This is a genomic window from Enterococcus lactis, from assembly GCF_015751045.1.
GTDB lineage: Bacteria > Bacillota > Bacilli > Lactobacillales > Enterococcaceae > Enterococcus_B > Enterococcus_B lactis.
This window is the reverse complement of the sequence record NZ_BNJW01000001.1, coordinates 154,887-170,730: the sequence shown is the minus strand read 5'-3', so window position 1 is coordinate 170,730 and position 15,844 is coordinate 154,887. Positions and strand designations below refer to the sequence as shown.

Below are 15,844 nucleotides of genomic sequence, written 5' to 3'. Positions count from 1 at the left end.
AGTTTTCGTCTTCTTTTTTTGTGAGGTGAACTATTAAATTGAGTAACTATTGTCGAAGTCCTTCTTGTTGAAGGGCTTTTTCTCGTGCAATCAACTAAAAACTGGAGGAATATATGAAAAAATATCAAATCAAGCTGAGAATCTGGTTGATGCTCGGCATTCTATTTGGCTCATTTTTGAGTCAGCCCATGACAGCTTTAGCCATTACTAATAATCAAGGACAATCGGAAAAAACTGAAAGTGTCCAAAATGAACAAGAAAACGTACCAAACATAGTTGAACAGTTTCTTCAAAAAGACAATTTGATTCGAGGAGAGAACGGAAAGCTGTATACCACGACTCCTTCAACCTATGTCAATGAATCGATCCATGATATCTTATCGGGAGATCGATTGACGAAAGCAGCGAATCAAGTAGTTTACGTAGATCCATCTACGAATGTGGCAAATATTGATATTCACTTATCGAATGGAAGCCGGGAATATGGGTGGTATGGAAAACGTGTAAACGGTCAAATTGCCCTTTGTATCGAACAAGGTGTAGCGCTTAATGTAGGCTCAAATGGAGGATATACAGCGGTTTTACAGGATACAGAACTGATGAAAAGAATTTCATTGATCAAGTATTACGGTATAATCTTACCGGGGCATACGCTACAAAGAGAAATCATGACTCAGATACTAGCTTATGAACAACAAGGAATCTATCCTACTAGTATTTCTGGTATCTTTTCTATGGCAGACTATCAAGTTTTCAAGACAAATGTAATGACGAATGTCAATAAATTTTATACAAAACCTTCATTTGATGGACGAACAATTACTTTAAAAGTTGGGGAAAGTATTACTTTAACGGATACAACTGGTGCATTTAGTAATTATGAAAGTATGCCATTCGGTAATTCAGCGGGAGTAAGTGTGAGAAAAGAGAATAACTCTCTTACGATAACCGCTAATAGAAATTCTAATGAAAAAGGAAGCGTTGGTTTTGCGTATGCTATACCAGCGAATTATCAAGGAGTTCCTGTTGTTTATACTAATCCTTTTACACAAAATGTAGTCTTGGGACGAGCGAGTGACCCTACGAGAACAACTGTTAATATCAACGTCTTAAAAAACGGCAATGCCCGTATTCGTAAGATTGACGAAACGACCAAACAACCGTTGGCAGGAGCCGTTTTTCGGTTTACTACGTCTGATGGTCAATCTAGAGAAATCACCACTGGATCAGATGGCTATGCGACCTGGAATGATTTGCTCGTGGATACACGTGTTACCATTCAAGAAATCAAAGCACCAAATGGCTATATCTTGAATTCAACGCCACAAACTATCACGATTCGTGCCAATGAGACTACGACCGTAACGATGGATAATAAAGAACAATTGGCGAATCTAACGGTAATCAAAGAAGATGAAGAAACAGGCAATACACCACAAGGAGCGGCACAACTAATCGGGGCTGTTTATGAACTGACAGATGGGAATGGGGCCACTGTTGGTCAATTGACGATGGAAGATGTAAATGGCGTAGCGCAAGCAGAATTGAAAGGCTTAAAATTAGGAACTTACTATTTACAGGAGATCGAACCACCTGAAGGATACAATCTAGATCCAACCAAATATACCGTTCAGTTAACGTATGCTGGACAGAATGAGACTGTTGCTATTCATAGTCGCACGGTGACTGATCGTGTCATCAAAGGCCATGTTGAAGGTTATAAATTTGGCTCTCGTCCATTGATACCACAAACGATCACCGAAATCTTGAACCAAATTGGCAATAAAAATCAAGATATCAAACCGCCATTAGAAGGCGTTGAGTTAACTGCCACCTCTCATACCACAGGACAAGAATATGTACAAGTGACTGGCAAAAATGGGTACTTCAAATTTGAAAATTTACCGTACGACACCTATACGATTGAAGAAACGAAAGGCGTCGATGGTTACTTGTTGATTGAACCTTTTGTCGTAACGATTACCGAAGAAGGGTATACGCATTTCTTCTTGTTGGAAGACAAAATCATTGAATCTCGTTTGCATATCGTCAAAGTGGATGAGGAGACAGGCGAAAACATTCCGTACGCCGGCGCTCAATTCAAAATCTTCGACACCTGGGCAAATGAGGGTGAAGGCGATTTTGTCTCCATGCAACGTCCGAATGATACCGAAAGCACCGATATTTTTGAAACTAATGAAAAAGGCGAAATCGTCACCACTGAAAGTCTGGCTTGGGGAATCGATCGATATGAACTCCATGAGATCAAAGCACCAGAAGGATATGTGCCATTAGAAGAACCACTTGTTTTCAGTGTGACGGAAGAAGATGCCGGCGCATTGATCCGTCTGGAAGTACCAAATCGCTTAGCCCGACAAAATATCCAATTAATCAAACGAGATCGTTTGAATGAACAACCATTAGCCAACGTGCCATTCAACTTGTTCAAACTGGAAACAGACGAAGCAGGGGAATCGACAGAAGTGTTGCTCGATGAATATTTGACAGACGAGGCAGGCGAAATCAATATCGAAGGATTGCCTTATGGAGAATATAAGTTTGTGGAAGGCGAACCGCTGGAAGGTTACTTACCATTAGAAGAATCAATCGATTTTTCAGTTACGGTTGAAAAGGATGGGGAATTGATCGTACTAGAAGCGTTTAATGAACGAGAACAGTTGGAATTGATGTCTTTATTTACGGATATGGATGGGAAGAAAGAACTTGATCCAACGGTTGATCATCGTTTGAAGGACACGGTATGGGTCAAAGGAGCAGCCATCGAGATCGGGCATACCTACACTGTCTTCACGCAATATAAGAACACTACAACAGGAGAAGTGGTCAGTGAAGCTACCTCGACGTATACGGCAAAAAGCAAAGAAGATGAGTTCGACGTCTTTTTAGATCTCAAAGGCAACACAGTGAAAGACGGGGATCAGCTGACCGCTACACACGTTCTCTATTACGAAGAAGATCAACTCAATGAAGTTGCTCGAGAAGATGATCTCACCAACAAAGAACAAACTGTCAACTTCAAAACACCTGAACAGCCAAAAGAAAACAAGTCAGAGACGCCCAAAAAACAAACGACCTTGCCGAAAACGGGAAGTGTCCACACGATTCTTGGGGTAGTACTAGGGGGCTTGCTGGTTACATTAGTTATATTCGTGTGGCTAAGCAGAGCCAAAAAGTAGTCTTAGCTAAATTAACGGCTATTTTTTGTCATTTATAGCATATAGATCTAGTTATTTCCTTGAAAAATCAAGTTTAACTAGGTCTATTTTTTTGCCTAAAAAAAAGAAATAGGAGGACTCATGAAACTAAAAACCATCAAAAAGAAAGAGAAAAAAGAAAAGAAACCAAAAGTCAAAAAATTATCACAAAAACGAGCAAATAAAATTGTGTTTACAGGTATGAGTCTACTAATGATCGCTTCTGCAGTAGGTGTCATTCGAGCCAATGTCGTAGCTACAAATTTTGATAATCTAACAGATAAAGTAGATCAGTTAGCTAAATCTAAAAATGAAAAGTCGATACAAAAAGAAGTATTTGATTATTCAGCGCTCTCTTTTTATGCGACTAGTTTTGCAGAAGAATATCTAAATTACGATGCTTCAGCGAATGAAGAAGAGAAAAAAGAGCGACTCGATCGCTTAGAGAAGTATTTATCAGTCGATGTCGACGTAGTGGATGAGACGAGTAAGAACCAAGAGGATTTTGTTCGAAGATTGAAGAGTGCTTCACTCGTTCGAGTCAAAGAGGAAGCAGAGTGCTTATTGGTTTATTTGAACGTCGTTTATGAAACGGAAAAGGAAGAGGAGAAAAAGACACTGACACAAGAAATGGTGTTGCCAATCCAAACAAAAAATCAGTTGTTCTCTATCGTGGGGCGCCCTTATTTCTTAGCTACCACCTTGCCACAAGGTAAAACAACAGAACTAAAACAAGCAGAAGCGAGTTTAGACGTACCTCAGCAAGAAAAAGAGGCTGTCGAAAAATTCTTGACCCTATTTTTTGAGAAATATGCAAACGGTGAGAAGCAAGAGTTGATGTTATTGATGAAAGAACCCGTTCAAACTTCTGGCGTCACAGAGTTTATTTCGTTAAATGAGAAAGAAATCAAATACTTTGAAACTAAGCAAAAAGAAGTCAATGGGATACAAGTTTCAGTCACTTTTGTCGATAAACAAACAGGAATGACCCACACAGAAGATTTTTCGTTGTGGCTTACTCAAACAGAAAATTCTTATTTTGTGCGTACCCTCAAACATTACTTTACGGAAAAGGAAGGAAATTAATTTATGAATGTGAGTAATTTAGACAATTTTATGCGAACAGGTTTTATCACGCTTTTAAGTTTTGCAGTCATTTTGCTGATCTTTAAACATTGGCGAGGAGCAGAATGGCTTAAGATTGGTTCGGTCATTTTGATTGCATTGATTTTAAATGATTTTGCTACAAATCAAGGAAGGAACATTTTCAATTTAGTGAAATGGTTCCTTGGTCTATTTGGAATTACTATGTGAGGTGGGACAATGAAACATTACGATTACTCCAGAGGACTGAAAGCCCCATACTCGATCCAGGTGATCTCGTCACCAAAAGGGAAGGCGCTGTGGGTCTTCGCTCAGCCATTGAATATGTCTTATCTATTGATGTTATTCTTTTTGCTTTTTGTCACAGGGGTCTTTTGGTATAAAGTAAGGATTCCTAATATAGCTGGAATCAACCTGAATTTATTGCTGATGCTTTCTGTTCCCCATAAAGTAGCGAGATGGTACTCCGAGGCAGAATTAGACGGGAAATCGACCAATTTATTTTTAAAAGATTTTATCATTTATCTAAAGAACTTTGCTTTAGATCGACGTCCAATCATAGCTTTTGAACGAGTGGATCAACTAGAAGAATTTTCATTCAAACGATAAAAAAGAAAAGGAGAATGAGATGCAATTAGAATACCCTTTGTCAGAATATATGCATGAAAATATGCTTCTGACGCAAGAGAAAACTGCGATTGCTTATTACAGGATTCGTTCTGAAACGGTGATGTTGACGGATTTTGAAAAGAAACAAAAAACGAAGAAAAAAGTTGCCCGTGCGCTGAAACGGTTAAAAGGCAGCGGCGGCTTTGAAATCAATCTATTACCTGTAAATGCAGATATTCGAAGGAAGATGGGTGCCATGCGTTCATTGATCGATCCTGAAAATCACGCAGTAGGTGTTGATAAATTGATGAAAACAGCACAGATTTTAGAAAATGAAATGGGCATGGTCTATGAATATGCCTGGATCATTGGGGTGCCATTGGTGAAAAAAGAGATTGCTATCGATCTAAAAGAAAATATTTCCAAAGCAGTCAACCATGTAACAGAAACAATTGTGAAAGGGCTAGGATTTGATGTGGCATTGGAAAAAGAGTGGGCGAAAGATTACCAGGAACAGGAGCAAGAAATCTATCAGAATTTATCCGAACTATTGATCGAACGTTTGACAGAAGACGAACTGTATTATTATCAAGCCTACCAATTTCTGAAGAATATTCCTCATGAACGTCAAGATGTCTTAGCGAGCCAAACATTTGAAAATTTGATGGAAACAAAGATCCAACCTATTTTTTCTGGTGGCTTACACTTTCAGTGCGATTATGGCGAAAGCTATGTTTCCTATTTGCCAGTCGGAGATATCGGCGTGTTTTTAGATGGAAATCATTTGCTGGAAATCGTGCAAAAAATGCCTTTTCCAGTAGAAGTGAAAATCCAAGCTTCTTTTGCGGAAAGTAAAGGGCAATTAGCATTATCTGGTCGTTCCGCTCGTGCACGTACTCGAACGAAAAATATCATGCAAGAAGCGCATTTAGCCGGATCAAAGCAGAAACGAAAAATCGTAGAAGGACAGCTTTCTTTAGACGATCTAGATCAGAAAATCGATGATGGTGTGGATATTCTTGATTGGAAAGTTGTCTTAGTTGTTAGTGGTAACACTAAAAAACAACTGCAAGCACGGAAGAAATATTTGATCAATCGATTTGATGGATTAGGTATCCCATTATTAAAAGCAACATTCGATGATCCGTATCTTTTCCAATCCACTTTATTTGGGAACTTCCTGCGAATGAAAGACAAAAAATGGCAACATACGAGTACCATTGAATCTTTTGCAGAGTTGAATTTCTTCACTTCGCTTAAAGCTGGAACAAACTTAGGCTATTATTTTGGTCGTGTCGATACGACGTTGGAAGAAAAAGAAGACCGAAAAAGTATTTTATTGAATTCTAAGAATCTGATCTATATGAATCTCTTTTTAGCGAATAAACAAGATATTGTTGGTAAGAAAACCAATAATCCGCATTGGGAATTAACGGGCGATACTGGAAATGGAAAATCAGTGACTGCTAAAAAATTGTTCATGGAATGTGCTACATTGAAAGATCGAGTACTATATATCGATCCGAAAAAAGAAATGCGACGACAATTCATGCGAACGATCAACGATCCAATGTATCAGAAAAAATATCCTTTAGATACAGCTTTTGTCCGTTCCTTTAATTTTGTGACTTTAGATATACGAGATAAAAAGAACCTAGGCGTACTTGACCCAATCGTTCTATTTGATGAAACAGAAGCCATTGCGACAGCCAAAGCCATGCTGACCAATATCTACGAAGGAATTTGGAACTTAAAGCAGAAAACGGAGATCAATGAAACCATTGCAACAGTTGTAAAAGAACGTAAATCCGGCAAAAAAATAGGCTTTTGGCAGGTTGTTGAAAGGTTAGCTTCTAGTAGTATTCCAGATGTACAAGACATGGGCAGATTTTTGATTTCGACAATTAAAGGATCGATTTTAGAGTTGGCATTTTCTCATGGAGAAGTTCCAGGTCTATCCTTTGAAAAGAAAGTGACGATTTTAGAAATTGAAGATTTGGATCTGCCAACAGATAAAAATGAACATATGGACGAAAACAAGCGCTTGTCTGTAACCTTGATGTTTGCACTGGGCACCTTTTGTTCGAAATTCGGTTCACGCAATCCAAAACAAGAAACAGTGACTTTCTTTGATGAAAGTTGGATCTTTCAATCATCGCCAGAAGGAAAAGCAATTTTGAAATCTATGAAACGGATCGGTCGTTCCTTCAATAACTTCTTAGTGTTAATCACGCAATCGGTCAATGATCTGGATGATAAAGAAGATGGCACAGGATTTGGTACGGTTATTTGCTTTGATGAAGTGCAGAATCGAGAGGGAATCCTGCAGTATTTGAATTTGCCGATAAACGAACAAAATATGAAGTGGGTCTCGAATATGGTGCAAGGTCAATGCTTATTGAAAGACATGTTTAACCAGGTCAATCGTGTAGTTGTCCATGTCCTTTTTGAAGAATGGCTGGAGCTCTTCAAGACTGTAGACGATTCAGATGCCTCAGTAATGGAAAATCACTTTGCTGTTTAGAAAGGAGGACTGCAATGAAGTTTTTGATCGATAGCTATGATGCTTATATGGTCGGTGGTGGATTATTAGATAAAGGGTGGCAAGTTGTTAATTGGTTCTTTGTAGGCTTGCCTTTCTTTTTTCTGAAACTATGTGTGTCCTTCTTTTTGTTCTGTGAAAGTGTATTGAATCAGTCAGATTATTTTATCGCTAAACAAGCAGAGATGTTTGATATGTCTGTACAAATTTTAAGGAATTTTGGTGGCACAGGATTTGGTAGAGGCACGTTGATGGGGTTAGCAATTATGTTAAGTGCTTACTACTTGCTGTATCATTTCTTTTCCAATCGACATAATTTTTCTCAATCTTTATTGCACTATGTCGTGGTCCTTTTGTTGTTTTTTGGTTGGTTTGGACAAATAACCACTAGGCAAGGAACATACAATATGTCTAGTTTCTTTATCCAATCTGTCAACAGTATAGTAAAGACAGTTCAAAATCAGTTTATTTCTGGCACGAATTATGGTTCAGATTCAGATCAAAGCCCGATGTTTGATGCAACAGTCAAACAGACATTTTATTTTGTGAATAGTGGTTCATTGGATGGAACGATGGAGAATGGAGAGAAATTGGACGAGGCAAAACTATTACAAGTACCGAATTTGTCCAAAGAAGAAAAAGAGACTTTCAAAAAAGATAGAGAACAATATATCGATTCACTTGAAAATGAAAATCCTTATTTTGCTCAAGATGGGTCAAAGACAATGGAAAAAAGCTTTGCGATTTGGGTAGGCGTTGCGAATTTGTTTATCCTAGCCTTACCAGTTTTATACATTAATATGATGTTAACTATCATTCAGATTTTAGTGAACCTATTGATTCTTGCATTTCCAATCCTTGCATTAGCCTCTTTTTTTCCTAGATGTCAAATGCTCATGTTTAAATTTTTCAAAACACTGATTGGCATTTTATTTATGCCAGTGATCTATGGTGTTTTTATTTCAGTTCTTTTTTGGGTCAATCAACTAATCGATCAAGTATTTTTACATGCTGCTCAAGGAATCAATGAAAATCTATTGAATGTCTTATCAGGCAGTATTCTTCTATTAGGAACTAGATTGATCATGGTTCTTGTAAAAATTGTTTTTATAAGTACAGTGTGGAAAAATCGTTACCGAATACTAGGATTCTTTGCTGATGGTCAGATACAACAGCCGATATTCGAAAAGAAAGTAAACGAAAAGACTAAGGAAGGAGCAGAACAAATTAGTGGTGCGAGCATAGGGGCAGCACAATTAGCTGCTGGTGCGTACACAGGAAATCCGAACATAGCCTTAAATGGGTTATCAAAAATACTACCGGATAAAGCAATGACTCTTGGGAAAGAACACTTTTTGGATGAAGAAAATCAATTTACTGGTGTCAAGCAAGGATTGGGATCCCTATTCCGTCCGTCTGATTATGATGATACAGAATTGTCTATCCCTGAAGAAGATAAAATGGAAATGGATCAAGTAGATCAGCAAGTAGAAGATGAAGTGCTAGTTGATGAAGAAGTAGATGACAAAGCATTAGAAGATGTATTAGCAGAAATCAATGAAGCAGATCCGACTTTTGATCAATCCTTAAGTGAATCAGATGCGTTGGTTTCGGATGATGTTCTTATGTCTGATTTATCTGATTCTGATTTGACGAATGACCCAGAAGCGTTGTTTGAACAGGATGAGGTAGCAATGAGTGAGAATGAAAAACCAATTGATCCAACGGTTTTATCTGAAAAAATGAATGTGACAGTCGATAATTTTGACGAACTACAATTAGCACAAGAGGAACAAGCCTATTTTGATCATGCATATGATCCAGAGTTGATTGCCAACTATTCGTCGGAAGTAGAACCGATTCATCAAATAGAGGAGAATTTCAAAAGTTTGGAGTCCGAAGAAACATTTTTTGATGCATGGGAAGAAGAACAACAGGAACCAATGGAAGACTGGTAATTGATCAGTCTTCTTTTTTGTAGATAAACAAAGTTTTTTATAAAGTGAGGTGAAAAATGAAAAAAATTGCGTATATCATTTTAGGAACTTGTTTTGCCTTTTTGTTACCGTTTCTTTTATTTATAGGTATATTTTCCGCCAATCAAAATGGAAGTACGTCAGAATTTGAACCAGGTACACCTCAAGAACAAGTTGCTTTAGAAGTGGCTCAATATGTGCAACAAAAAGGAGGAACAAAGGAATTTGCAGCAGCATGGATCGGTAACATGGAACATGAGAGTGGATTGATCCCTTCCCGCATCCAAAGTGATTTGGCCTTTAATCCAGTATGGGCATATAATCCTGAAATTGGTGGCTATGCGATGGGATTAGCGCAGTGGGATAGTAGTCGCCGTGTGAACATGTTGAACCTTGCCAGAGAGCAAAATGAAGATTGGAAGACTGTGGCTTTTCAAATGGATTTTGCCTGGTATCATGACGGATCGGATAGTGACTTATTGAAGAATATGTCTAATGGAACAGAAATTGAAAAGTTGGCAGTCGATATATTGAAATATTGGGAACGTGCCGGAACAAAAGATGATCCAGTCGAACAAAATAAGCGAAAGACAAGTGCCGTAAATTGGTATAAACGATTATTCGAAGGTTCTTTAGGAGGAGGCTCCGCTAATATTGGTGGAGGCAAAATCGATATTTTAGAATCTGTCATGGGGCAAACGATCAATGGTGGTCAATGTTATGGGCTCACGGCTTATTATGTTCGAAAACTAGGTGGACCACAGATGATGGGTTCAGGATTTATGTATGCTCAATCGATCGGCAGCGATTATGATTGGCAAAAATAGTTTGTATAAAACTGATACTTTTGAAATCGAAGGTAACACGGGAACTATAAAGCAAATTGAAGGTAGACTATCCTTTATCAACCAAATTGATCGACATAATAACCATAGAGACTCGAATAAACATGACTTTAGAAATTTAAGTGCAAGAGAAAAACAATATCAAGCTTTTCTATTTTATAAGTACTTCTTTATAAATGATAAGCCAATCGTAATAACTGAAGGAAAAACTGATATTAAATATATACAAGCAGCATTAAAAAAATATTATTTAAATTACCCTGAACTTATTGTTAGAAATGATGATCATAAGTTTGAGTATAAAATTATGTTTTTGAAGCGTACTAAAAGATTAAATTATTTTTTTGGTCTTAATAAAGATGGCGCAGATGCTATGCAAAATTTATATCATTATTTTTATGATTATAAAAATAGTAACATTACTAATTATATGAAATATTTTAAAGGTCTCAGTAAAAAATTGCCAAGTAATCCAACTATATTTATATTTGATAATGAGTTGGCAGAAGGAAATAAGCCTGTTAGAAAATTTGTTAATCATATTTCATTAGCTGAGAATAAATGTACAGAGTTAGAAAAAGAAGAATATGTTAATTTGAATGAAAGTGCATATCTGTTAGTTAATCCACTCGTAGACAATAAAAAAGAATGCGAGATTGAAGATCTTTTTCTCCCAGAAACACTAGAACATAAAATCAATAATAAAACTTTTTGTAGAAATAAGAGTTTTAAATCTGATGAGCATTACGGAAAAGAAATTTTTTCAAATTATATAATGAAAAACTATAAAATAATCAACTTTGAAAACTTTCAACCTATGTTGAATAATTTGAGCGCAATTATATCCAGTTATAAAAAGTGAATGTAACCGTATAAGGAGTACAATAGTGAAGAAAATATTTCACTTTTGTGCTCCTTATTTTTACGAAAGGAGGAGGAGTTGCTGCGGTCGTCAGAATGGAAACAGTATTTGCGAAGTTCGTATACAACAATCGATAAAAAGAATTATTTGCGTACGTTCCAGGCTTATTATGATCCGGTCAAAGGAAAGACGAGAAAGAAAAGTGTCAATTGGAAAGCAAAAGGTTTCAAGAGTGAAAAACAAGCACTACGCTATCTGAAAGAACAGATTGAAAAAGAGTTCAACAAATATACAATGTTTTCTGATGTAAATCAATGTGAGACGTTTGGTGAATTGACGGCTCTTTGGCTGAAGGCGTGGTCGCCAACGGTTCGTCAAACAACTGTACATTATCAGAAAGAAATTCTTCACCGATACCTCCAACCGCATTTCGTAGATAATCTGCGACTGAAACAGCTGACTCCTTTATTTGTTGAAGGGGCTTGTGCGGATATTCTGATGGTTCGCTCGAAACAAACCAAAACCCTTTTAGAAAAAGCAACGTTAGAAAAGATCCGTTCTTTACTCAAACAAATCCTTTCCTATGGTTATCGTCATGATTTAATCTTATTCGATTTGAATAAGATTGTATTAAAAATTCCCAATGATCGAAAAATTCGAGCGATTCAGCGTAGGAAAAAGAAATTTCTAGAAAAAAAGGAAGTACGCATTTTATTAGCAGCGATCCATGAAAAATATGAAACTAATAAAGAAATCAACAAAATGGGGAAGCTTTATCTTGATTTAGTTGAATTTATGATTCGAAATGGTCTGCGTATTGGAGAAGTAAGTGCTTTGACGATTGAGAAAGTCGATTTTTCTGCGAAAAAGCTTTTAATTAACGAAGGAGTAGTGGCGGCAGGACGATCCGTAAAAGAGTATGTACGCAGTCCACCAAAAACAATTGCTTCCATTAGAGAAATTGCTTTAGATACACGCTCTGTCGAAATTATTCAAAATAGGATCAGGATCAATCAAGCACGCCAAGTAGAAATGAAACAACGAGAAGAAGGCAATTTTTATCAAACATACAAACGAACAGAAAAAGCATCTTATAATAGAAGGATAGCTACTTCGAAAAAATTCATTTTTTCTGAAACGATCTTCCAAACGCAAAATGGTACGCCAGTTGTTTACCATTCGCTAAATGAATTTCTGAATGGTCGTGGCAACAATAAAAAAACCGTTCGTAGTGTGCAAGATATCCTGAAAGAAAAATACCCGGAATTCCAAAAGAAGGTCAGCACACATACATTCCGCTACACCCATATCTCTTTATTAGCAGAAGCTGGATTACCTATAAAAGCCATCATGGATCGTGTTGGTCACTCAGACATGAAAACAACCCTAGAGGTATATAACCAGGTAACCAGTTCAATGAAAGAAAAAATCATCCAAGAAGTCGATTCTTGGATTTTTTAGTGGATTTGTTTGCCAAATACGTTTAGTATGCGTATATAAGAGTGGTCGAAAATCGGTACGACTTTTCGACGTAAGGAGAAAGAAGTTCAATGATAGAAACAATAAATCCCGCAGAAAACAAGGTTTCTGCGTACATTCATATCCCATTTTGCGAGCATATCTGCTATTACTGTGACTTTAATAAAGTTTTTTTAGAAGGGCAACCGGTAGATGAGTATGTGGAAATGCTGCTGAATGAAATGAGATTAATGCTGGAAAGTCATCCGACAGCGAATTTGGAAACACTTTATGTAGGGGGCGGAACACCAACCTCTTTATCTGCTAAACAGCTTGATCGATTGTTATCAGGAGCTAGAGAGATCTTGCCTTTTCAGGATGGTAAAGAGTTTACTGTAGAAGCGAATCCTGGCGATTTAACCCGTGAAAAGCTTCAAGTGATGAAAAACTATGGCGTCAATCGTTTATCCATGGGAGTTCAGACATTTGACAATCGCTTATTGAAAAAAATTGGACGTAAACACACCGCAGAAAATGTGTATCAAACGATGCAATTTTTAGAAGCAGAAAATTTTACCAATGTAAGCATCGATTTAATTTATGCATTACCGGGACAAACACTAGAAGGGTATCGGGATACTTTGGAAAAAGCTTTGGCTTTGGATCTGCCTCACTATTCTTTGTACTCATTGATCCTAGAAAACAAAACAATGTTCATGAACTGGGTACGACAAGGAAGACTCGAACTGCCTGATCAGGAAACGGAAACTAAAATGTTTGAAGAGACCATTGAAGCAATGGAAAAACATGGACGTCACCAATATGAAATAAGTAACTTTGGGCTTTTCGGACACGAGTCGCAGCATAACTTGATGTATTGGAACAATGACCATTATTTTGGGTTTGGAGCAGGAGCTAGCGGTTATCTTGGAAATATTCGTTACCGCAACAAAGGACCAATCCAACACTATTTACGTCCATTACGAGTCAATGAACGCCCGGTATTGGAAGAAGAAAAATTGACACGAAAAAATCAAATAGAAGAAGAAATGTTCTTGGGTCTAAGAAAAAAAACTGGGATTGCTAAAAAACACTTCTATGATCGCTATCAACAAACGATTGAATCGGTATACGGAGATGTGTTGATGAAGTTAGAGGAAGAAGGGTTACTTGTTAATGAAGAAGACCGTATTTATTTGACACCTAGAGGAACTTTTTTGGGAAACAATGTGTTTGAGCGTTTTTTGTTTGAAAAATAGTTTAAAGAATATTTGTTTTTTATCGGAATTTAAATAAAAAAGTTCAAAAATACAATAAAGAACTATTGAAACGTTGATATAACTGGATTTATAGCGATTGCTCAGAGTTAGCACTCTGAACGATAGAGTGCTAAAAAATGAAGTCTTTCTCTTGACAGGAGAAGGGCTTCTTGCTATATTTATAAGTGGATTAGCACTTAGAATCTATGAGTGCTAATGAGAGGTGAGGAAGATGTTAACAAAGCGACAAAACGACATTTTACGTCTGATCATCCAACACTATACGAGTAGTGGCGTGCCCGTTGGTTCCAAAACATTGATGTCTGAGGGAGTCAAGGCCAGTTCAGCAACGATTCGCAATGATATGAAGGCATTAGAAGATGAAGGGTTGCTGTTGAAGACTCACTCTTCTTCTGGGCGGATTCCATCTGCTTTAGGCTATCGTTATTTTGTGGATCATTTGTTAAAACCTGCTCGCGTAGCAGAAGATGATCTGCTGCTGATACGTCAGTCTTTAGGTAGAGAATTTCACGAGATCAATGAGATCATTAAGCAATCTGCTGAGATCTTATCTGAGCTGACAAGTTATACGACTTTTTCGTTGGGACCTGAAATAAAAGACCGCCGATTAACAGGCTTTCGTATCGTACCCTTGAATAATCGACAGATCATTGCGATTGTCGTGACAGATATGGGAAATGTAGAAAGCCAAGTGTTCACTCTTCCCGAATACATGGGAAGTCAGGAACTAGAAAAAATGGTGCAAATTGTAAACGACCGTCTAGTCGGGGATCCTCTGATGACGGTGTACCATAAACTACGTACAGAGATTCCGATGATTCTTCATAAATATTTCCAGACGACAGAAGGGATGTCCCAGTTGTTTGACACCGTTCTTGGTCATGTATTTGAAGAAAAAGTTTATGTCAGTGGACAAATGAATCTCTTGGATTATGAGCCCCGTCAAGATCTTGATCAGTTTAAATCGATGTTTTCTTTTATGAAAGACTCCGATGGACTTACACAAATGATCACTCCGATGGATAGTAATATTCATATCAAGATCGGTGCTGAATTAGGTAATGATTTATTGCAGAATATGAGCATGATTCAAGCAAGTTACGAGATAGATGGTCATGGAAGAGGTACAATAGCCTTGTTGGGGCCGACTAGTATGCCTTATTCTCGGATGTTTGGTCTAGTGGATGTTTATCGAAGAGAACTAGCAGCTAAGCTTGCTGATTACTATCGATCACTTGACTTGTCAAACTCGTAATGTGAATAACGAAGCTATTTGCAGCTGATCGTTCTCTCTTTCTTAATAAGAGCAATCAAACAGCTGACTGAATAATGAAAGGAAGACTGTATCGTGAAAGAAAATCAAGAAGAACTAGATAAAGAAATGACAGATGCTCAACCAGAACCGGAAATCGATGTCGAAGCTGCAGAAGATTCAGGCATTTCAGAAGTTGAAGCGGAAGAATTCGAATCAGCAAAATTAAAAGCTGAATTAGAAGAAATGGAAGATAAATATTTGCGAGCTCGTGCGGAAATCGCAAATATGGCAAATCGAGGAAAAAATGAACGTGAGCAATTACAAAAATACCGTTCACAAGATTTAGCCAAAAAATTGCTTCCATCAATTGACAATCTGGAACGTGCATTAGCCACAGAAGTGTCAGATGATCAAGGAGCAAGCTTGAAAAAAGGCGTGGAAATGGTCTTGGAAAGTTTACGTAACGCACTGGAAGAAGAAGGAATCGAGAAAATCCCTGCTAAAGGAGAATCCTTTGATCCTAATCTTCATCAAGCAGTACAAACTGTTCCAGCGACTGAAGATACACCAGCCGATACGATTGTAGAAGTACTACAAGAAGGCTATAAATTACATGATCGCGTGTTAAGACCAACTATGGTCATTGTTGCACAATAATTGTGCGGATATAAAACTTACACTTTCAATTAAAGAAGGAG

At 37.4% G+C, this 15,844-nt stretch carries 11 protein-coding genes and 1 pseudogene; all 12 read left to right on the top strand.

The genetic code is table 11. From position 1 onward, the window contains the following. Positions 1-113: 113 nt before the first annotated feature. A complete protein-coding gene (locus tag KFO35_RS00820; RefSeq protein ID WP_130624808.1) occupies positions 114-3,197 on the top strand; it encodes a SpaA isopeptide-forming pilin-related protein in 3,084 nt (1,027 codons plus the stop codon). A gap of 120 nt (positions 3,198-3,317) precedes the next feature. Next, positions 3,318-4,301, top strand: a complete 984-nt coding sequence (locus KFO35_RS00815; protein ID WP_156271822.1) for a conjugal transfer protein — start codon at positions 3,318-3,320, stop codon at positions 4,299-4,301. Between the two features lie 3 nt (positions 4,302-4,304). After that, positions 4,305-4,529 (top strand): hypothetical protein, encoded by a 225-nt coding sequence (locus KFO35_RS00810; RefSeq protein WP_002308970.1) that lies wholly within the window; start codon positions 4,305-4,307, stop codon positions 4,527-4,529. A gap of 9 nt (positions 4,530-4,538) precedes the next feature. After that, positions 4,539-4,928: a TcpE family conjugal transfer membrane protein gene (locus KFO35_RS00805; protein ID WP_070705008.1), complete on the top strand. Its 390-nt coding sequence runs from the start codon at positions 4,539-4,541 to the stop codon at positions 4,926-4,928. Positions 4,929-4,947: 19 nt separating this feature from the next. Continuing rightward, positions 4,948-7,452, top strand: coding sequence for an ATP-binding protein (locus tag KFO35_RS00800; RefSeq protein WP_156271820.1), 2,505 nt, complete (start codon positions 4,948-4,950; stop codon positions 7,450-7,452). Positions 7,453-7,466: 14 nt separating this feature from the next. Further along, positions 7,467-9,428, top strand: a complete 1,962-nt coding sequence (locus KFO35_RS00795; protein WP_025477228.1) for an ATP synthase F0 subunit A — start codon at positions 7,467-7,469, stop codon at positions 9,426-9,428. A gap of 56 nt (positions 9,429-9,484) precedes the next feature. Then, a pseudogene (locus KFO35_RS00790) lies at positions 9,485-10,264 on the top strand (phage tail tip lysozyme); the annotation flags it as partial. Then, a complete protein-coding gene (locus KFO35_RS00785) occupies positions 10,257-11,153 on the top strand; it encodes a hypothetical protein (RefSeq protein WP_025477229.1) in 897 nt (298 codons plus the stop codon). The pseudogene KFO35_RS00790 and the gene KFO35_RS00785, both read left to right, overlap by 8 nt. A 78-nt stretch (positions 11,154-11,231) precedes the next feature. Further along, positions 11,232-12,614: a tyrosine-type recombinase/integrase gene (locus KFO35_RS00780; RefSeq protein ID WP_002314828.1), complete on the top strand. Its 1,383-nt coding sequence runs from the start codon at positions 11,232-11,234 to the stop codon at positions 12,612-12,614. A gap of 89 nt (positions 12,615-12,703) precedes the next feature. Beyond that, positions 12,704-13,870, top strand: a complete 1,167-nt coding sequence (gene hemW, locus KFO35_RS00775) for a radical SAM family heme chaperone HemW (RefSeq protein WP_156271818.1) — start codon at positions 12,704-12,706, stop codon at positions 13,868-13,870. A gap of 232 nt (positions 13,871-14,102) precedes the next feature. After that, on the top strand, positions 14,103-15,146 hold the full coding sequence (gene hrcA / locus KFO35_RS00770) for a heat-inducible transcriptional repressor HrcA (protein ID WP_156271816.1): 1,044 nt from the start codon (positions 14,103-14,105) through the stop codon (positions 15,144-15,146). A gap of 93 nt (positions 15,147-15,239) precedes the next feature. Further along, positions 15,240-15,803 (top strand): nucleotide exchange factor GrpE, encoded by a 564-nt coding sequence (gene grpE / locus KFO35_RS00765; protein ID WP_002292135.1) that lies wholly within the window; start codon positions 15,240-15,242, stop codon positions 15,801-15,803. The last annotated feature ends 41 nt before the right edge of the window (positions 15,804-15,844 follow it).

Coding starts and splice junctions, on each gene's coding strand:
- hrcA (WP_156271816.1), top strand. CDS start 14,103: ATGTTAACAAAGCGACAAAACGACATTTTACGTCTGATCATCCAACAC.
- KFO35_RS00810 (WP_002308970.1), top strand. CDS start 4,305: ATGAATGTGAGTAATTTAGACAATTTTATGCGAACAGGTTTTATCACG.
- KFO35_RS00815 (WP_156271822.1), top strand. CDS start 3,318: ATGAAACTAAAAACCATCAAAAAGAAAGAGAAAAAAGAAAAGAAACCA.
- KFO35_RS00800 (WP_156271820.1), top strand. CDS start 4,948: ATGCAATTAGAATACCCTTTGTCAGAATATATGCATGAAAATATGCTT.
- KFO35_RS00805 (WP_070705008.1), top strand. CDS start 4,539: ATGAAACATTACGATTACTCCAGAGGACTGAAAGCCCCATACTCGATC.
- KFO35_RS00785 (WP_025477229.1), top strand. CDS start 10,257: ATGATTGGCAAAAATAGTTTGTATAAAACTGATACTTTTGAAATCGAA.
- KFO35_RS00795 (WP_025477228.1), top strand. CDS start 7,467: ATGAAGTTTTTGATCGATAGCTATGATGCTTATATGGTCGGTGGTGGA.
- KFO35_RS00820 (WP_130624808.1), top strand. CDS start 114: ATGAAAAAATATCAAATCAAGCTGAGAATCTGGTTGATGCTCGGCATT.
- hemW (WP_156271818.1), top strand. CDS start 12,704: ATGATAGAAACAATAAATCCCGCAGAAAACAAGGTTTCTGCGTACATT.